Origin of the sequence: Arthrobacter sp. Marseille-P9274, assembly GCF_946892675.1 — a bacterium.
Taxonomy (GTDB): Bacteria; Actinomycetota; Actinomycetes; order Actinomycetales; family Micrococcaceae; genus Crystallibacter.
Genome location: NZ_CAMPOV010000001.1, coordinates 1,467,061 through 1,484,916 on the forward strand (window position 1 = coordinate 1,467,061; position 17,856 = coordinate 1,484,916).

Below are 17,856 nucleotides of genomic sequence, written 5' to 3' on the forward strand. Positions count from 1 at the left end.
ACAGGGTCGCCGGTGCGTTCCCGCTGCCTCCCCAGTGCGTTCCCGGTGCGTCCCCGCCGCGGGGAGCCACCGTAGACTGGGACCATGCCTGATGCTTCCCGCCCCGCCGAGGTGCCCGCCGATGAGCCCCGCCTGCACGCCGTCCTGTGGGACATGGATGGCACCTTGGTGGACACCGAGCCGTACTGGATCGAAGCCGAAACGGAGCTCGTCAAGAGCTTCGGCGGCACCTGGTCCTACGAGCTCGGCCGCACTCTGGTCGGCAACGCGCTGCCGTCCTCCGCAGCGGTCCTCCAACAGGCCGGGGTGGAACTGCCGGTCCGCGACATCATCGACCGCCTGATCACGGCCGTGGTCGAGCGGGTGCGGCACCGGATCCCGTGGCGGCCGGGAGCGCGCGAACTGCTGGCCGAACTGCGCGAGGCCGGTATTCCCACGGCCCTGGTCACGATGTCCGAGAAGGTGCTGGCCGAGGAAGTCGTTGCCGCCCTCCCGCCGGACAGCTTCAGGCTGCTGGTCACCGGGGACATGGTGGTGCATGGCAAGCCGCATCCCGAGCCTTATCAGCGCGCCTTCGACGCGCTTTCGGCCGATCACCCGGAGCTCCGCAAGGACCGCGCCGTCGCACTGGAGGACTCCGTGCCCGGCGCCACCTCGGCACAGGCGGCGGGGCTCGTGACCGTGGCCATACCGCACGTCGTACCCGTACCGGCAGCGGCCGGGCGGATCCTGTGGTCCACCCTTGCGCACAAGGGAATCACCGACCTGGAACGGCTGCTCGACGCCACCGAAGCCGTTCCGGCGGAAGCGACCGCATGAGCGCGGCTCCGCATACCGGCGGCTCGCCGGACACCGGGAATTCGAGCCCGACGCCGAAGCCCAAGCGCAGCGAAGGCATCCCGCTGGGCCGGATCGCGGGCGTGCCCATCGTACTGGCCTACTCCTGGTTCATCATTGCGGCCTTCATCGTGATCGCCTTCGGGCCGCAGGTCCAGCAGGGCATCCCCGGGCTCGGGGCCGGCGCCTACTTCGTTGCGCTGGGCTATGCGTTGCTGCTGCTCTTCTCGGTGTTGGTGCATGAACTGGCGCACGCGGTCAGTGCCCGGATCTTCGGCTGGCCGACGGCGCGGATCGTGTTGAACCTCTGGGGCGGCCACACGCAGTTCGAGAGTTTCAAGGCCACGCCGGGCAAGTCCCTGATCGTCGCCCTGTCCGGTCCGGCAGCGAACTTTGCGCTGGCCGGAGCCGGGGTGCTGGTGCTGCCGCTTATGCGCGGCAGCGCGGTGGGCTATCTGCTCACGGACATCTTCATCTGGGCCAACTTCTTGGTGGCGCTGTTCAACATCCTGCCCGGGCTGCCGCTCGACGGCGGCCGGCTGGTGGAATCCGCCGTGTGGCGCGTAACCGGAAGCCAGGAGAAGGGCACGCTCGCGGCAGGTTGGGCCGGCCGCATCATCGTGGTGCTGACCGTGCTGGCGGTCATCGGCTGGCCGCTGCTCATGGGCCGCGAGCCAAGCCTCCAGATCGTCGTGATCATGGTGCTCGTCGGAAGCTTCCTGTGGATGGGCGCCAGTGCCTCGATAGCGAACGCCAGGCTGCGGCTTCGGCTGCCGCAGGTCTTCGCCGGAGCACTGAAGAGGCCGGCGGTCGGCGTTCCGGCGACAGCGACTGTCGCCCAGGTCAGGGACGCCCTGCAGCGGAACCCGGGCACCGCCGTCGTCCTGACGGCCGCGACCGGGCAGCCGGAGGCGATCGTGGATTCCGTCGCGCTGCAGCACGTTCCCGAGGCCAGCGCCGCGGCCACGTCGGCGACCGCCGCCGCCCGGTCGCTCGCTCCGGGGGCGTATGTCCCGGAGTGGGCGTCCGGCCAGGAACTGGTCCAGTACCTGGCCGGGCTGGGTGGCACGGAGTACGCCGTGGTGGACCAGCACGGGTACGTCACCGGGCTGCTCGACCAGGCCACCGTGGTCCGCGCCATCACCGGCAAGGACTCCTGAAACCGGCCCACGGCCGAAGAAGCGGCTGAAGAACAGGCCGCCGCCAGCATAGAATCATCACGCCCGTTCGTACGGGATTCTGCCACCAACCGGAAGTAGCCGAACCATGAGCCCTGCCACCACCCCGACCGGAGCCGAACAGCGCCGCGGCCCCTTCCGCCCCGGCGAACGCGCCCAGTTGACGGACGAAAAGGGCCGGATGAACACCGTCACGCTGACCCCGGGCGGAGCCTTCCACACTCACAAGGGGCTGCTGGCCCACGACGCCGTGATCGGCCAGCCCGAGGGCAGCATCGTCGTGAACGACACCGGCCACCGGTACCAGGTGCTGCGGCCCCTGCTCTCGGACTTCGTGCTCTCGATGCCGCGCGGCGCCGCCGTGGTTTATCCGAAGGACGCCGGCCAGATCATCACCATGGCCGACATCTTCCCCGGTGCGCGTGTGGTCGAGGCGGGCGTCGGGTCCGGCGCGCTGAGCATCTCGCTGCTGCGGGCCGTGGGGGACCACGGCTACCTGCACTCGTTCGAACGGCGCGAGGAGTTCGCCGACGTGGCCCGGGGAAACGTGGAAACCATCTTCGGCGGGGCGCACCCTGCGTGGAAGGTCAGCATCGGCGACTTCCAGGAAGAGGTCGTGAAGCAGGAGGCGGCCGGCAGCGTCGACCGTGTCGTGCTGGACATGCTTGCCCCGTGGGAGTGCCTGGACGCGGTGGCCACGGTGCTGGCGCCCGGGGGTGTCTGGATCAGCTATGTGGCGACGGTGACCCAGCTCTCCCGCACGGCGGAGGCCATCAGGGCCGACGGCCGTTTCACCGAGCCCGACGCCTGGGAGTCGATGGTCCGCGGCTGGCACCTGGAAGGACTGGCCGTGCGCCCGGACCACCGGATGGTGGCCCACACGGGCTTCCTGCTCACCGCGCGCCGGCTGGCCGAAGGGGTCACGGGCATCACGCCCAAGCGCCGGCCGTCCAAGACGGAGTTCACCGATGAGGATCTGCAGACGTGGACCCCGCGCGACGGCGACTGGAGCCCGGAGACGCTCGGCGAACGCGTCGTCTCCGACCGCAAGCTCCGCCGCGCCGCCAAGGACGCCGCCTCGACGGTCCAGCGGGGCGCCTTCAAGGGCACCGAATCGCCGGGCGACCAAAAGGACGTTTAAACCCCGGCTGGGCTGGGCATTTTAGCCTGTTTTGTGCCGGATGGAATTACCCAAAGTACTTCAGCGTTTCCTTCTCAAATAGGTGTCACGCCGGGACATCGGCGGTTAGGGTTCTAGGAAGGGTCCCGACTCGAGAGAGAAGGTTGCGGTGATGAACGAACAGCAGAACCAGGGCAACGATCCGGTACCGGCTGCGGCTCATGCCAACGAGCTGACCATCGCCCAGCGGCAGATCAACGTCCTGCGCGACAAGATCCGCAACCTGGACAAGCAGTTGGCCGCGGCGACCGCCAACAACTCACGCATGGTCTCGATGCTGGAGTCGGCCAAGGCGGAGATCATCCGGCTCAAGGCCGCCTTGGAGCGCGATGGCGAGACGCCGTTCAGCTTCGCGACCATCCTGCAGGTGAACCAGCGGCAGCAGCCGCGTGCGGGCGTAACGACGACGGCGACCACGCAGGAGAGCGTGGACATCATCCAGTCCGGGCGCAAGCTGCGCGTCGCCGCCAGCCCGTTGATCAACCTGGCCCAGCTTTCCCCGGGCCAGGAAGTGCTGCTGAACGAGTCGCTGACGATCATCGCCGCCCTCGGCTTCGAACGTGCCGGCGAACTGGTCACGATCAAGGAGCTCCTGGGTGCCGACCGGATCCTGGTGATCGGGCGGGCGGACGAGGAGCGCGTCGTCAAGCTCTCCGGCGAGCTGCTGGAGGAACGGATCCGCGTCGGCGACGCCGTGTCGATCGATTCCCGGACCGGCTACGCGCTGGAGAAGATCCCGCGCAGCGAGGTGGAGAACCTCATCCTGGAGGAAGTGCCGGACATTTCCTACCAGGACATCGGCGGCCTCGGCCCCCAGATCGACGAGATCCGGGACGCCGTCGAGCTGCCATTCCTCTACCCGGACCTCTACCGCGAGCACGGGCTGAAGGCCCCGAAAGGCATCCTGCTCTACGGGCCTCCCGGCTGCGGCAAGACGCTGATCGCGAAGGCCGTGGCGAATTCGCTGGCAGCCCGGGCGCTGGAACGCGGCGGGCCGGAGGGGACGCGCAGCTACTTCCTGAACATCAAGGGCCCCGAGCTGCTGGACAAGTATGTCGGCGAGACGGAGCGGCACATCCGCCTGATCTTCGCCCGCGCACGCGAGAAGGCCTCGGACGGCAGCCCGGTCGTCGTCTTCTTCGACGAGATGGACTCGCTCTTCCGCACCCGCGGGACCGGCGTCTCCTCCGACGTCGAGACCACCATCGTCCCGCAGCTGCTGAGCGAGATCGACGGCGTGGAGAAGCTGGAGAACGTGATTGTCATCGGCGCATCCAACCGTGAGGACATGATCGATCCGGCCATCCTGCGTCCGGGCCGGCTGGACGTCAAGATCAAGATCCACCGGCCGGACGCCGAAGCGGCCGCGGAAATCTTCGCGAAGTACGTTACGACGGACCTGCCGATCCACGTGGACGACCTGGCCGAGCACGGCAATGACCGCCAGGCGACGGTGGACGCCATGATCCAGCGGACCGTCGAGGCGATGTACGCCAAGGAGAAGTCCACGGAGTACCTGGAGGTCACGTATGCCAGCGGCGACACGGAGATGCTCTACTTCAAGGACTTCAACTCCGGCGCCGTCATCCAGAACGTGGTGGACCGGGCCAAGAAGAACGCCATCAAGGACCTGCTGACCAACCAGCAGAAGGGACTGCGGATCGAACACCTGCTGCATGGCGTCGTGGACGAGTTCCGCGAGCACGAGGACATGCCCAACACGACCAACCCGGACGACTGGGCACGCATCTCGGGCAAGAAGGGCGAGCGGATCACCTACATCCGCACGATTATCCAGGGCAAGGAAGGACAGGAGGCCGGCAAGGCCATCGAAACGACGGCAAATACGGGGCAGTACCTGTGAGCGTCATCCGGGTGATGGGAACCGAGACGGAGTATGGCATCCATGCTCCGAGCGATCCGCTGGCCAACTCCACGGTGCTCTCGTCCCAGATCATCAATGCTTACGCGTCGACAGTGCGCGGCGGCATGGGAAACCTCGCCGGAACCAAGTGGGACTACACGGACGAGGAGCCGCTGCATGACGCCCGCGGCTGGTCCGTGTCCCGCGAGAACGCCGATCCCTCCCAGCTGACGGACCTGCCGCCGGTGCTTGACGCCGAGCAGATCGCCCTGGCCGGCGGCAGGCCCCCGTCCAGCGAGTTCTACTCCGAGGACCCCGGCTCCGGCGGCGTCCTGATGAACATGGTGCTGAGCAACGGGGCGCGCCTCTACGTCGACCACGCCCATCCCGAATACTCCAGCCCGGAAGTGACCAGCCCCCGCGACGGCGTGCTGTGGGACAAGGCCGGCGACGTCGTCGTACTCCACGCACTCCGCCGCATAGCGCGCATGCCGGGCTTCGCCCCGGTCAATGTGTACAAGAACAACACGGACAACAAGTCCGTCTCCTATGGCGCGCACGAGAACTACCTGATGCCGCGCAGCGTGCCGTTCGGGAACATCGTCACGGGGCTCATCCCCTTCTTCGTCTCCCGCCAGGTCATCTGCGGTTCCGGGCGCGTGGGGCTCGGAGCCATGGGCAAGCACGGTGGCTACCAGATCAGCCAGCGCGCCGACTTCTTCGAGGCGGAGGTGGGCCTGGAGACGACCATCCGGCGCCCCATCGTCAACACCCGGGACGAGCCGCATGCCGTGGCGGAGAAATACCGCCGGCTGCACGTCATCATCGGCGACGCCAACCTGAGCGAGATATCGACCTACCTGCGGCTGGGAACGACGGCTCTCGTCCTGTCGATGATCGAGCACGGCGAGGCCCCGCGGATCGAGCTGCAGGAGCCGGTGCAGTCGCTGCAGGCCATCAGCCACGACCCGTCGCTGCAGCAGAAGGTCGCGCTGAAGGACGGCTCCATGATGACCGGCCTCGACCTGCAGGAAATGTACCTGGAGGCGGCCCGGGAGCACTGCCGCAAGCATGGCCAGGACCACGGCCAGACGGCGGACGTCCTGCGCCGCTGGCAGGCCCTGCTGGACACCCTCCGGCGGGAACCAATGGATGCGGCGGCGCAGGTGGACTGGGTGGCCAAGCTCAAGCTGCTGCAGGCCTACCGGGACCGGGACTCGCTCGAGTGGTCCGATGCCCGGCTGGGGCTGATCGACCTGCAGTACGCGGACGTCCGGCCGGAGAAGGGGCTGTACCATCGCCTCGCCGCACGCGGCAAGATGGAACGGCTCTTCACCGATGAGCAGATCGCCACCGCCGTGACGGAACCGCCGCACGATACGAGGGCGTATTTCCGCGGCAAGTGCATTGAGCGCTTCCCTGTCGAGGTGGTCGGAGCCAGTTGGGATTCGGTGATTTTCGACCTGCCGAGCCGCCGCAAGCTGCAGCGCATACCCACGCGGGAGCCGCTGCGGGGGACCCGCGAACTGACCGGTCCGCTGTTCGATCAGGCGGCCTCGGCCGAGGAATTTATTTCAGCGTTGCTGGGCCCGGAAAGCGGGCCGGACGTGGCACGATAAGCAGTAAGCAAGAGTGTCGAACCCCACGAAGAGGAGGCCGTCATGGCAACCCAGGACCGCAAGAACGTGGAAGGCCGCGTCCCGGAGGAGGAGTACGACGACGTACCCGCGTCGCCGGAACCCGCACCTGAGGCCGGGGCAACCGCCGAGACGGAGGGCACGGACGATCTGCTCGACGAGATCGACGGGGTGCTGGAGCAGAACGCAGAGGAGTTCGTCCGGGGCTTTGTCCAGAAGGGCGGTCAGTAGCCCATGAACCTGCCGGCGGGCGGACACAGCTCCATCTTTTCCCAGATTTCGCACGCGGCCACGTCTTCGTTCAGCGAGTACCTGGCCCGGAGCGCACCGGACATGCTGCCCGGTGCCCGGACGGCCGGAATGCCGGCCGGCATGGTCGCTGAGACCGTGGCACCGCACGCGACGACGATCGTCGCCATGACGTACGCCGGAGGCGTGCTCATGGCAGGGGACCGGCGGGCAACGATGGGGAACATGATCGCCAGCCGGCATATCGAGAAGGTCTTCCCCGCGGACATGTACTCCGTGCTGGGCGTCGCCGGCACGGCCGGCATCGCGCTGGACGTCACCCGACTGTTCCAGGTTGAGCTGGAGCACTACGAGAAGATTGAGGGCACTCTGCTGAGCCTCGAGGGCAAGGCCAACCGGCTCGGGGCCATGATCCGCGGCAACCTGCCGATGGCGCTCCAGGGGCTGGCCGTGATCCCGCTGTTCGCCGGCTTCGACCTGGACCGGAGGGTCGGACGGCTGTTCTCCTACGACGTCACGGGCGGCCGCTACGAGGAGCAGGAGCACCACTCCGTCGGCTCGGGCTCGGTTTTTGCCCGCGGCGCCCTGAAGAAGCTGTGGAAGCCGAACCTGGACGAGGAGCAGGCGGTGCTGGTCTCCGTCGAAGCGCTCTATGATGCCGCCGACGACGACTCCGCCACCGGCGGCCCCGACGTGGTCCGCCAGCTGTGGCCCGTCGTCTATACCGTCAATTCCGCCGGCGCCCGCCGCATCCCCGAACGGGACCTCGCAGCCGCCGCCGAAGCCGTGATCGCCTCGCGCGCTGTCGCCGGAAGGGAGGCCTAGCCATGACGCAGCAGTTCTATGTGTCTCCCGAGCAGCTGATGAAGGACCGGGCGGATTTCGCCCGGAAGGGGATCGCCCGGGGCCGGTCCGTGATGGTGCTCAGCTGCCGCGACGGCATCGCGCTCGTAGCTGAGAATCCCTCGCCCTCGCTGCACAAGATCGGCGAGATCTACGACCGGATCGCCTTCGCCGCCGTCGGCAAGTACAACGAGTTCGAGAGTCTGCGCCAGGCCGGCGTGCGCTACGCCGATGTACGCGGCTATTCGTATGACCGCGACGATGTCACCGCCCGCGGCCTGGCAAGCGTCTATGCACAGAGCCTGGGCACGGTCTTCACGGCGGACAGCAAACCCTTCGAGGTCGAGCTGGCCGTGGCCGAGGTCGGCCTCCGGCAGTCCGATGACCATCTCTACCGCCTGACCTTCGACGGCTCCATCGCGGACGAACCGGATTTTGTCGTCATGGGCGGCCAGACCGAGGCCCTGACGGAATCGCTGCGCTCGGACTGGGACGCCGGCCATGATTTCGCCGAAGTCATCCGCTCGGCCGTGTCGGCCCTCGAGGGGAGCGCGGCCAACGGAGGCGAGAACGGCTCCGCGTCCCGCCGCCTGGGGCCCGACCAGCTCGAAGTGGCGGTGCTGGAGCGTGATCCGGAGTCCAGCCGGGGCAGCCGGAGGGCCTTCCGCAGGCTTTCTGCGGCAGAAGTGACGGAGATATTGGGGAAATGACATGGACAGGCGCATCTTCGGCATAGAGACCGAATTCGGAATTTCCTACTCGGCTCCTGATTCGCGGCCGCTTTCTCCCGAGGAAGTGGCACGGTACCTCTTCCGCAAGGTGGTGACCTGGGGCCGATCCTCCAATGTGTTCCTCACCAATGGCTCCCGCCTCTACCTGGATGTCGGGTCCCATCCGGAATATGCGACAGCCGAGTGCGACGACGTCGCGCAGCTCATCGCCCAGGACCGCGCCGGGGAGCTGATCCTCGAAGACCTGATGAACGAGGCGCAGGACCGGCTGCGCCACGAGGGGTTCGACGGCAACGTCTACCTCTTCAAGAACAACACGGATTCGGCCGGCAACTCCTACGGCAGCCACGAGAACTACCTGATTCCGCGAAAGCTCGAGTTCTCCCGGCTCGCCGACATCCTGATCCCCTTCCTCGTGACCCGCCAAGTGCTGGTGGGCGCCGGCAAGGTCCTGCGGACACAGAACGGCTCCCTCTTCGCCTTCTCGCAGCGGGCGGACCACATCTGGGAGGGCGTATCTTCGGCGACCACGCGGTCCCGGCCCATCATCAACACCAGGGACGAGCCGCACGCCGACGCGGAGTTCTACCGCCGGCTGCACGTCATCAACGGGGACTCGAATATGTCGGAAACGACCACCCTGCTGAAGATCGGCACGGTCGACCTCCTGCTGCGGATGATCGAGGCCGGCGTCATCATGCGGGACCTGCGGCTGGAGAACCCGATCCGCAGCATCCGGGACATCTCCCACGACCTCAGCGGGGCCCGGCCGCTGCGGCTCGCCAACGGCAAGGATATGAACGCCCTGCAGATGCAGCGCGAGTACCTGGCCAAGGCGGAGGACTTCGTCCGCGCGAACGGGGCCCATAATCCGCATGTCGGAAGGATCCTCGACCTGTGGAACCGGACCCTGACGGCGGTCGAGACCCGGAACTACTCGGGAATCGACACGGAGATCGACTGGGCCATCAAGAAGAAGCTGATCGACAGGTTCAGCCAGCGGCACGGGCTGGACCTGGACTCGGCCCGGGTCGCGCAGCTGGACTTGGCCTACCACGACATTTCACGGCGCCGCGGGCTGTTCTTCCTGCTGCAGGCGCGCGGTGAAGCCGCCCGCGTAGTGCAGGAACCGGAGGTGAAGTCCGCCGTCGACAATCCGCCGCAGACGACGCGCGCCAAGCTCCGGGGCGACTTCGTCCGGGCCGCCCGCGAGCACGGGCGTGATTTCACAGTGGACTGGGTCCACCTGAAGCTCAACGACCGCTCCCAGCAGACCATCCTGTGCAAGGATCCGTTCAAGAACGTGGATGAACGGGTGGAGGCCCTGCTGGCGACACTATGACCGCTGTTCAGATTTCTCTGCGACAATGACCCACAGCGGAGCCGGCCGTTCCGCTGTCCTGCCGATGCACCTGACGAAAGTAGTACCGTGCGCAAAATTCTCACCATGCTTCTGCCGGCTGCCCTGCTGCTGACCGCCTGCGGCTCCGCGGGACAAGGGTCCGACAGCCTGGACGACGTCACCGTTACTCCGGAAAAAGCCGGCGCCGCGCCTGCCGTGGAGTTCGAAGCTCCGCTGGAGCTGCCGGAGACCACCGCGCAGGTGCTCGAGTCCGGCTCGGGTGAGGGCGCCGGTGCCGTCGACGGCCAGTGGCTGCGTTTCCATTACGTGGCCTACGACGCCGTCACCGGTGAAGCCCAGGGCGACACCTTTTCCACGGCCGAGCAGACGCTGCAGCTCAACGCGGAGATGAAGAAGGCCGACGCGGGTCTGTACGACGCGCTGGAGGGGGCCAAGGCGGGAGACCAGGTGGGCTACTACCTGAAGCCGCAGGCCGCCGCGGGCGCGAGCAGCCCGGCGCAGCATCCGCAGCTGCTGGTCCTGAGCATCGGGCGGGTCAAGGACGGGGCGGCCAAGGCGGATGCCAAGGAGGTCGCAGAGCTGGAGAAGGCCGGCAAGCTGCCCAAGGTCACCCTGGACGGCAAGGGCGTTCCCTCGGTCAAGATCCCGGAAGGAACCGACGCTCCGGACAACCTGATCGTCCAGGTGCTGGACGAGGGCGACGGCAAGGAAGCCACGGCCGAGAGCACCGTCAAGGCGAACTACGCCGGGTGGAACTGGTCGGAAGGCAAAGAATTCGATTCGAGCTTCAGCCGCGGCGAGCCGACCGAGTTCCCGCTCAGCGGCGTGATCCCCGGCTGGACCCAGGGCCTGACCGGGCTCAAGGAAGGCGCAAAGGTTGTGCTGACCATCCCGACGGAGCTCGCGTACGTCCAGGGGCAGGGCGATGCCTCCGGCGACCTGGTCTTCTACGTCGAGCTGACCGAAGTAAAGTAGCTAGTTCCCACACCCCTTCAGGAAGGTAACCATCCATGTCTTTCGGCAAGCGCGAATACGACCGGCAGAAGCCCGAGATCGATTTCCCGGGCACCGAGGCTCCCACCGAGCTGAACATCGAGGACATCATCGTCGGTGACGGCGCGGAGGCCAAGCCGGGCGACACCGTGTCGACGCACTATGTAGGCGTCGCCTGGTCCACGGGCGAAGAATTCGACGCTTCCTGGAACCGCGGTGCGCCGCTCGACTTCCGCGTGGGCGTCGGACAGGTCATCCAGGGCTGGGACCAGGGCCTGCTGGGCATGAAGGTCGGCGGCCGCCGCCGCCTGGAGATTCCTTCGGAGCTCGCCTACGGCCAGCGCGGCGCCGGTTCCGCCATCGCACCGGGCGAATCCCTCATCTTCGTCGTCGACCTGCTCGGCGTCCGCTGACCGCCGCTTCGCACGAAGACCGGGGCGCAGTAACGTTAGTTCATCGTTACTGCGCCCCGGGCCGGTTAACCATGCCGACCGCGCCGCACAGTAAGTTGGAAGCATGTCCGCGTCCAAGACTGAACGTCTGCTCAACCTGCTGATCGCCCTGCTGGAACGCCAGCGGGGGTACAGCAAAGAGGAACTGCGATCCCTGATCCAGCCGTACCGGGAGGCGACCAGCGAGGAAGCCTTCAACCGGCTCTTCGAACGGGACAAGGACGACCTGCGTGAAATGGGCGTCCCCGTCGAGACCTTCAGCGAGGACACGTTCTTCGACTCCGACCACGCCGTCGCCCGGTACCGGATCGACCGGAAGGCCTACCGCCTCCCGGAACTCTCGTTCACGGCCGAGGAAACCGCCGTCCTGTCCCTGGCCTCGAGAATCTGGCAGCAGGCTTCCCTCGGGTCCGCGGCAGCCCGCGCCGTGCGTCGGCTGGATGTCCACGGAGCACTGGCCGAGGGTGATTCGCTCATCGGGATCGAGCCGCGGTTACGGACCGCCGAGCCCGCCTTCGACGAGCTGCTGAAAGCAGTCCTTGGGCACTACCCCGTCTCTTTTGAGTACCGGGCGGCCACGAGCACCGAGACCAGCGTCCGGCGGGTGGAACCCTGGGGCCTCGGGAACCGGTTCGGCCACTGGTACCTCTCCGGCTTCGACGTCGACCGGCAAGGACAGCGGACCTTCAGGCTGTCCCGGATCAGCTCCGGCATCAAGAAGCTCGGCGGCGAGGTGGAGGTGCCCGCGGACTTCACGATGCGGGCGGCCTTGGACGCCTTGGACCCTGCGCGGGAGCACGGGACGGCCAGGCTCCTGCTGAAGCCGGGCCGGGCACAGTCCCTGCGGGCCGCGGCGTCGCATCCCCCGTCCCCAGCGGCTGCCGATGCAGGCGACGGCCGAGGGGACGCCCCACGTGACGGCTGGGACGAGCTGGAGTGCCCCTACACCGACGTCGAAATCCTCGCCGAAGAGATCGCCTCGCACGGCGCAAACGCCATCGCGCTGGCACCGCAGGAGCTCGTCGACGCCGTGGTGCGCCGCTTCCAAGGTGCCCTCGACGCGGCGGCCGCGCCCCCGCCGTCGTACGCGTTCACCGCCGCCGCAGGAACGGCGGGCCACAAGAAATCCTCCTCGCTGGACCGCCTGCCGCGCCTGCTGGACCTGGTCTCCTACGTCACCGGCAACCCGGGCGTGGAGCTGGAGGCCACGGCCAGGAAGTTCGGCATCAGCCGATCGCAGCTGATCAACGACCTGAACCTGCTCTTCGTGTGCGGCACGCCGGGCTACGGCCCGGACCAGCTGATCGAAGTGCATTGGGACAACGACACCATCTTCATCGAGAACGCGGACGAGATTTCCCCGACCGTGCGGCTGAGCATCGACGAGGCGCTCTCACTGGTGGTCGGGCTGCAGGCGCTGGAAACCGTCCCCGGCGTGGGGGAGCGGCCTGCTGTGCGGAGCGCCCTGAGCAAGCTGCTGGAGGCCACCGGGGGCGAGCACGGGCTGCACCGGTCGCTGGCGGCTGACTTCGACGCGGAGGCGACGACGGCCGAGGTCCAGGCGCTCCAGGACGCGGTGGCCGCCCGCGAAACGCTGCGGATCGAGTACCTGGTCTCGTCGCGGGACGAGATGACCGAACGCGAGATCGATCCACTGCAGGTCTTTGCCGTCAACGGCCACTGGTATACGGAGGCGTGGTGCCACGACAGGCAGGCCGTGCGGCAGTTCCGCGCGGACAAGATCCGCACCCTGCAGCGGACCGGGCGCAGCTTCCGGCCGCATGCACAGCCCGGCTCCGAGTTCCCGCAGTCTCTCTTTACCCCGCGCGATTCCGACCAGCGGGCCGTGCTGCAGCTCTCGCCGCGCCTGGCCGACCTGGGGGACCAGTACAACGCCGAGCGGCAAAGCGCCCTGCCCGGCGGCGGGGTGGCGGCCGAGCTGCGGCTGGGCACAACGGCCATAATTGCCCCGCTGGTAGCCCGGTACGGCGGCGAGGTGAGGGTGCTGGAACCACAGGAACTGGTGGCCGCCACCGTTGAGTGGCTGAGGGCCGCCGCGGCGGTGTATTCGGAAAACCCCAAGGCCCGGGGACTAGACTCCTAACCATGGAATGGTGGTTCTGGATAGTTCTCTGGGTCGCGCTGGCCGCACTCGCCGTGGTTTTTGTGGGCTTTCTCGCATACCGGATTTTCCGGGCGTTCATGAAGACTTTGGAAGAATTTGAGACGGCTGCGGCAAAGTTGAGTCCTGCGTTTGGTCCCGCCCCATCGGCTGAAGGCGAAAACAGCACCGTCTTCCAGCCGGCCGTTTTCCTCGATCCCGCCGTGGCCAGGGAGCACTACGCCGATGGAAAGGCAGCGCGCCGCGAAGCTCGCAGGGCACGACGGGTGGCCCGCAGGTCCGCCCGCGGGCAGCGGCAGTCGCTGCGCGACGTCAAGCTGTCTTGACGTAGGATTGGTTTGTTATGAAAGGAACCGCGTAATGGGACGACTCTTCGACAACCCGTGGACAATCATCATCCTCATCATCATTGTCCTTCTGCTCTTCGGGGCGCCGAAACTGCCTGGTCTCGCCCGCAGCGTGGGTCAGTCAATGCGTATCTTCAAGTCCGAGGTGAAGCAGATGAGGGATGAAAATCCCTCCGACTCCGAAGCCCGGGACGAACCGGTAGAAGGCCGTGTGGTCAATCCGCCTCGGAACACCGGCAACCGGGACCAGACGCCGAATGCAAATGGCGGAACCACGCCGCCCAGCCAGCAGCAGTAGAGGCAAATGGCGCGGACCAAGGGCCGCAAGGCCAATCCCGAAGGCCGGATGGCCCTCAAAGACCACGTTAGGGAGCTTCGCAACCGCCTGATCATCTCAGGCATAGCAGTCCTGCTGGGCGCCGTCGGCGGATGGTTCCTGTACGACCCGGTCATGGTGGCCGTCCAACAGCCGCTGATGGAGATTTCGGCCCAGCAGGGCCGGCGTGCGGAAATCAATTACGGCAGCGTGGGCTCCCCGTTCGACCTGAAGATCCAGGTGTCGATCTTCCTCGGCCTGCTGGTCAGTTCACCGGTCTGGATCTACCAGATCTGGGCGTTCATCACGCCCGGGCTGAAGCGGAAGGAACGGCGCTACACGCTCGGCTTCATGTTCGCCGCAGTGCCGCTGTTCCTGCTGGGGATCTACTTCGGCTGGATTGTGTTGCCCGAGATCGTCAAGGTCCTGACGATGTTCACCCCGCAGGGCGGCGTCAACCAGATCCTGGCAACCGACTACCTGACATTCGTGATGCGGATGTTCCTGTCGCTTGGCGTTGCCTTCCTGCTGCCGGTGGTGCTGGTCGGGATCAATTTTGCCGGGCTGGTCTCCGGCCGGCAGGTCATCAAGAGCTGGCGCATCGTCGTCTTCGTGGTCTGCGTCGTCGCCGCGATGGCCGCACCCGGACCCGACGCGACGTCGATGTTCCTGCTCGCCGGGCCCCTCCTGGTTCTCTTCTTCATCGCCGTCGGCGTGTGCCTGCTCAATGACAAGCGCCGCGCCCGCAAGCGCAAGGAGCAGGAAGAGGAAATCGAGGCCTCGGCGGACAAGGCAACTCCGTTGACCGACCTCGAAGGTCCGGCCGAGGCATGATGGCGCGGGACCGGCAGCCACCGGTCCCGCCAGCCACTAGGCTTTCAGTATGAGTTCCCCATCCGAGCGGTACCGCGAAGCCAAGGCCAGGGCGGAACACCGAAAGACCCGGCTCCACGCGTTCTCGCAGACGCTCAGCTTCGAGATGGACCCCTTCCAGCGGGAAGCCTGCGAGGCCCTCGAGCGAGGCCGCGGCGTCCTGGTGGCGGCGCCCACGGGGGCAGGAAAAACCGTGGTGGGGGAGTTCGCCATCTACATGGCGCTTCAACGGGGTTTGAAGGCCTTCTACACGACGCCGATCAAAGCATTGAGCAACCAGAAGTACGCCGAACTGGTCCAGGTGTACGGCCCGGACCGCGTCGGGCTGCTCACCGGCGACGTGTCGGTCAATCCGGCCGCCGAGGTTGTGGTGATGACCACCGAGGTGCTCCGGAACATGCTGTACGCCAACTCCGACACCCTCCTGGACCTGGGCTACGTCGTCATGGACGAGGTCCACTACCTGGCGGACCGGTTCCGCGGTGCGGTGTGGGAGGAAGTCATCATCCATCTGCCGGACGAGGTCCAGCTGGTCTCCCTCTCGGCCACGGTTTCCAACGCCGAGGAGTTCGGCGCCTGGCTCGATACGGTCCGCGGTGACACGGACGTCGTCGTCTCCGAGCACCGCCCCGTCCCGCTCTGGCAGCATGTCATGGTGGGCCCGGAGATTCTGGACCTGTTCGCCTCCGACGTAGCCTTCGACGAGGCGGTGCCGAGTTCGTCCTCCGGCCAGGGAGCGGCCGGACGGTTCGAGGTCAATCCCGAACTGCTGGAACTTGCCTATTCGGAGCAGAAGCTCAACAGGTCTGCCAGCTGGGGCCGACCCGGAGGCAGGCGCGGCAAACGCCAGCCGCCGCGGCCGCAGCAGCCCGTCACCCGGATCCGCCGGGCTTCGCGCCCGGAAGTGATTGCGCGGCTGGACAAAGAAGGCCTGCTCCCGGCGATTACCTTCATTTTTTCCCGCAACGGCTGCGACGCCGCCGTCCGGCAGTGCCTGGATGCGGGTCTCTGGCTGACCACGGAAAGGGAACGGGATATCATCGCCCGGCGCGTCGACGAGGCCGCGGAGGAGATTCCCGAGGAAGACCTGGCCGTCCTGGGTTTCTGGCTCTGGCGCGAGGGGCTCATCCGGGGGATCGCCGCCCACCATGCGGGCATGCTTCCCACCTTCAAGGAAGTGGTCGAGAAGCTCTTCGCCGACAACCTGGTGCGGGCGGTCTTTGCCACCGAAACGCTCGCCCTCGGCGTGAACATGCCTGCGCGCACCGTCGTGCTGGAGAAGCTGGACAAGTTTAACGGCGAAAGCCACGTGAACATCACCGCGGGGGAGTACACCCAGCTGACCGGCCGCGCCGGCCGGCGCGGGATCGACGTCGAAGGCCATGCCGTGGTCCTTTGGCAGCCGGGCACGGATCCGGCCGCTGTCGCCGGCCTGGCGTCCCGCCGGACCTACCCGCTGAACTCAAGCTTCCGGCCGACCTACAACATGTCGGTCAATCTGATCGCCCAGTTCGGCCGTGCCCGGGCACGCGAAATCCTGGAAACCTCTTTCGCCCAGTTCCAGGCGGATCGTTCCGTCGTGGGCCTGGCAAAGCAGGTCCGCAGCCGCGAAGAATCCCTCGCGGGCTATGCGAAGTCCATGACCTGCCATCTGGGGGACTTCACCGAGTACGCGCGTCTGAGGCGCGAGCTAAAGGACGCGGAGAACCAGTCGGCCAAGTCGCGCAGCCGGCAGCTGCGCTCGGCCGCCGCGGCATCACTGGAGCGCCTGCGGCGGGGAGACATCATCGATGTGCCGGGCGGGCGGAACGAAGGCTACGCGGTGATTCTCGCCGTGGATGCCTCAAGCTATGAGCCCCGGCCGACGGTGCTGACGGTCGACAAGCAGATCAGGCGGATCTCCGTCCAGGATCTCGACGGGCCGGTACAGGTTCTGTCCACCATCCGGATCCCGAAGAGCTTCAACGGCCGCAGCCCTAAGGAACGGCGCGATCTCGCGTCCTCGCTGCGCAACGCCCTCCACGAAAACCGGCCGCCGCGCCGGGGGACGGAGCGCCAGGAGTTCGAGGCGCCCGGGGCCGAGCAGCAGGAACGGCGGATCCTAGAGCTGCGGCGCAAGCTCAAGTCCCATCCGTGCCACGGCTGCAGTGATCGCGAAGACCATGCGCGCTGGTCCGAGCGCTGGTGGAAGCTGCGCAAGGAAACCGACCAGCTGATGGGCCAGATCCAAGGACGCACCAATACGATCGCCAAGACATTCGACCGGGTCTGCGACCTGCTGGACACCTACGGCTACCTCCAGACGCATGAGGACGGCCGCGTCACCATCAGCGAATCAGGCAACCGGCTCAGGCGGATTTACGGCGACCGGGATCTCCTGGTGGCCCTATGCCTCCAGGCCGGCGCCTTCGACGACCTCAGCGCGCCCGAAGTCGCGGCGTTTGTGTCCTGCCTCGTGTTCCAGGCCAAGCGGGAGGAAACGGGCATCCGCCCCAAGATGCCCAGCGTGTCGCTCGAATCGGCCGTGGACATCGCCGTGCGGGAATGGTCCGTTCTCACCGACCGGGAAGAGCAGCACAAGCTGCCGCTCAGCGGCGAACCCGAACTCGGACTGGTCTGGCCCATGTACAAGTGGGCGCAGGGACGCTCCCTGCTGGCGGCGCTCCAAGGCACCGAACTGGCGGCGGGCGACTTCGTCCGGTGGGCCAAGCAGGTGATCGATCTGCTGGACCAGCTCGTCAAGGTGCCGGACATGGATCCAAAACTGGTCACCTTGTGCCGGCAGGCAATTCCGCTGGTCCGCCGCGGCGTCGTCGCCTACTCCGTCGTCAGCGAATAGCAGACCGATTAGCAGGCGCGGACCCCGGCCGG

General features: G+C 67.0%; 16 protein-coding genes. All 16 read left to right on the forward strand.

Features of this window, described 5'->3' with window-relative positions; all coding sequences use genetic code 11:
- Positions 1-84: 84 nt before the first annotated feature.
- A complete protein-coding gene (locus OC550_RS06660) occupies positions 85-819 on the forward strand; it encodes an HAD family phosphatase (RefSeq protein WP_262104489.1) in 735 nt (244 codons plus the stop codon).
- On the forward strand, positions 816-1,997 hold the full coding sequence (locus OC550_RS06665; protein WP_262104490.1) for a site-2 protease family protein: 1,182 nt from the start codon (positions 816-818) through the stop codon (positions 1,995-1,997). Before OC550_RS06660 ends, OC550_RS06665 begins: the two co-directional genes overlap by 4 nt.
- 106 nt (positions 1,998-2,103) lie before the next feature.
- On the forward strand, positions 2,104-3,156 hold the full coding sequence (locus OC550_RS06670) for a tRNA (adenine-N1)-methyltransferase (protein WP_262104491.1): 1,053 nt from the start codon (positions 2,104-2,106) through the stop codon (positions 3,154-3,156).
- 151 nt (positions 3,157-3,307) lie between these two features.
- Positions 3,308-5,059 carry a proteasome ATPase gene (arc, locus tag OC550_RS06675; RefSeq protein ID WP_262104492.1) on the forward strand — a complete coding sequence of 584 codons (1,752 nt, stop codon included), beginning with the start codon at positions 3,308-3,310 and terminating at the stop codon, positions 5,057-5,059.
- 14 nt (positions 5,060-5,073) lie between these two features.
- Positions 5,074-6,678 carry a depupylase/deamidase Dop gene (gene dop / locus OC550_RS06680; RefSeq protein WP_262106273.1) on the forward strand — a complete coding sequence of 535 codons (1,605 nt, stop codon included), beginning with the start codon at positions 5,074-5,076 and terminating at the stop codon, positions 6,676-6,678.
- A gap of 42 nt (positions 6,679-6,720) precedes the next feature.
- Positions 6,721-6,927: a ubiquitin-like protein Pup gene (locus OC550_RS06685; RefSeq protein WP_262104493.1), complete on the forward strand. Its 207-nt coding sequence runs from the start codon at positions 6,721-6,723 to the stop codon at positions 6,925-6,927.
- A 3-nt stretch (positions 6,928-6,930) separates the two neighbouring features.
- Positions 6,931-7,770: a proteasome subunit beta gene (gene prcB / locus OC550_RS06690; protein WP_262104494.1), complete on the forward strand. Its 840-nt coding sequence runs from the start codon at positions 6,931-6,933 to the stop codon at positions 7,768-7,770.
- A 2-nt stretch (positions 7,771-7,772) separates the two neighbouring features.
- Positions 7,773-8,498, forward strand: a complete 726-nt coding sequence (gene prcA, locus OC550_RS06695) for a proteasome subunit alpha (protein ID WP_262104495.1) — start codon at positions 7,773-7,775, stop codon at positions 8,496-8,498.
- A 1-nt stretch (position 8,499) separates the two neighbouring features.
- Positions 8,500-9,861 carry a Pup--protein ligase gene (gene pafA / locus OC550_RS06700; protein ID WP_262104496.1) on the forward strand — a complete coding sequence of 454 codons (1,362 nt, stop codon included), beginning with the start codon at positions 8,500-8,502 and terminating at the stop codon, positions 9,859-9,861.
- Between the two features lie 87 nt (positions 9,862-9,948).
- Complete coding sequence (locus OC550_RS06705) at positions 9,949-10,857, forward strand: FKBP-type peptidyl-prolyl cis-trans isomerase (protein ID WP_262104497.1); 909 nt, start codon at positions 9,949-9,951, stop codon at positions 10,855-10,857.
- Positions 10,858-10,892: 35 nt separating this feature from the next.
- On the forward strand, positions 10,893-11,288 hold the full coding sequence (locus OC550_RS06710) for an FKBP-type peptidyl-prolyl cis-trans isomerase (RefSeq protein WP_262104499.1): 396 nt from the start codon (positions 10,893-10,895) through the stop codon (positions 11,286-11,288).
- A gap of 103 nt (positions 11,289-11,391) precedes the next feature.
- Positions 11,392-13,431: a YafY family protein gene (locus OC550_RS06715; protein ID WP_262104500.1), complete on the forward strand. Its 2,040-nt coding sequence runs from the start codon at positions 11,392-11,394 to the stop codon at positions 13,429-13,431.
- Between the two features lie 2 nt (positions 13,432-13,433).
- Positions 13,434-13,775: a hypothetical protein gene (locus OC550_RS06720; RefSeq protein WP_262104502.1), complete on the forward strand. Its 342-nt coding sequence runs from the start codon at positions 13,434-13,436 to the stop codon at positions 13,773-13,775.
- A gap of 34 nt (positions 13,776-13,809) precedes the next feature.
- A complete protein-coding gene (tatA, locus tag OC550_RS06725) occupies positions 13,810-14,094 on the forward strand; it encodes a Sec-independent protein translocase subunit TatA (protein ID WP_262104504.1) in 285 nt (94 codons plus the stop codon).
- 6 nt (positions 14,095-14,100) lie between these two features.
- On the forward strand, positions 14,101-14,946 hold the full coding sequence (gene tatC, locus OC550_RS06730; RefSeq protein WP_262104506.1) for a twin-arginine translocase subunit TatC: 846 nt from the start codon (positions 14,101-14,103) through the stop codon (positions 14,944-14,946).
- 49 nt (positions 14,947-14,995) lie between these two features.
- The gene (locus OC550_RS06735) at positions 14,996-17,824 is read left to right on the forward strand and encodes an RNA helicase (protein ID WP_262104508.1); all 2,829 of its coding nucleotides are present in this window, start codon (positions 14,996-14,998) and stop codon (positions 17,822-17,824) included.
- Positions 17,825-17,856: the final 32 nt, after the last annotated feature.

Coding starts and splice junctions, on each gene's coding strand:
- prcB (WP_262104494.1), top strand. CDS start 6,931: ATGAACCTGCCGGCGGGCGGACACAGCTCCATCTTTTCCCAGATTTCG.
- OC550_RS06660 (WP_262104489.1), top strand. CDS start 85: ATGCCTGATGCTTCCCGCCCCGCCGAGGTGCCCGCCGATGAGCCCCGC.
- OC550_RS06715 (WP_262104500.1), top strand. CDS start 11,392: ATGTCCGCGTCCAAGACTGAACGTCTGCTCAACCTGCTGATCGCCCTG.
- OC550_RS06665 (WP_262104490.1), top strand. CDS start 816: ATGAGCGCGGCTCCGCATACCGGCGGCTCGCCGGACACCGGGAATTCG.
- prcA (WP_262104495.1), top strand. CDS start 7,773: ATGACGCAGCAGTTCTATGTGTCTCCCGAGCAGCTGATGAAGGACCGG.
- pafA (WP_262104496.1), top strand. CDS start 8,500: ATGGACAGGCGCATCTTCGGCATAGAGACCGAATTCGGAATTTCCTAC.
- OC550_RS06735 (WP_262104508.1), top strand. CDS start 14,996: ATGAGTTCCCCATCCGAGCGGTACCGCGAAGCCAAGGCCAGGGCGGAA.
- arc (WP_262104492.1), top strand. CDS start 3,308: ATGAACGAACAGCAGAACCAGGGCAACGATCCGGTACCGGCTGCGGCT.
- tatA (WP_262104504.1), top strand. CDS start 13,810: ATGGGACGACTCTTCGACAACCCGTGGACAATCATCATCCTCATCATC.
- OC550_RS06685 (WP_262104493.1), top strand. CDS start 6,721: ATGGCAACCCAGGACCGCAAGAACGTGGAAGGCCGCGTCCCGGAGGAG.
- OC550_RS06710 (WP_262104499.1), top strand. CDS start 10,893: ATGTCTTTCGGCAAGCGCGAATACGACCGGCAGAAGCCCGAGATCGAT.
- tatC (WP_262104506.1), top strand. CDS start 14,101: ATGGCGCGGACCAAGGGCCGCAAGGCCAATCCCGAAGGCCGGATGGCC.
- OC550_RS06720 (WP_262104502.1), top strand. CDS start 13,434: ATGGAATGGTGGTTCTGGATAGTTCTCTGGGTCGCGCTGGCCGCACTC.
- OC550_RS06670 (WP_262104491.1), top strand. CDS start 2,104: ATGAGCCCTGCCACCACCCCGACCGGAGCCGAACAGCGCCGCGGCCCC.
- dop (WP_262106273.1), top strand. CDS start 5,074: ATGGGAACCGAGACGGAGTATGGCATCCATGCTCCGAGCGATCCGCTG.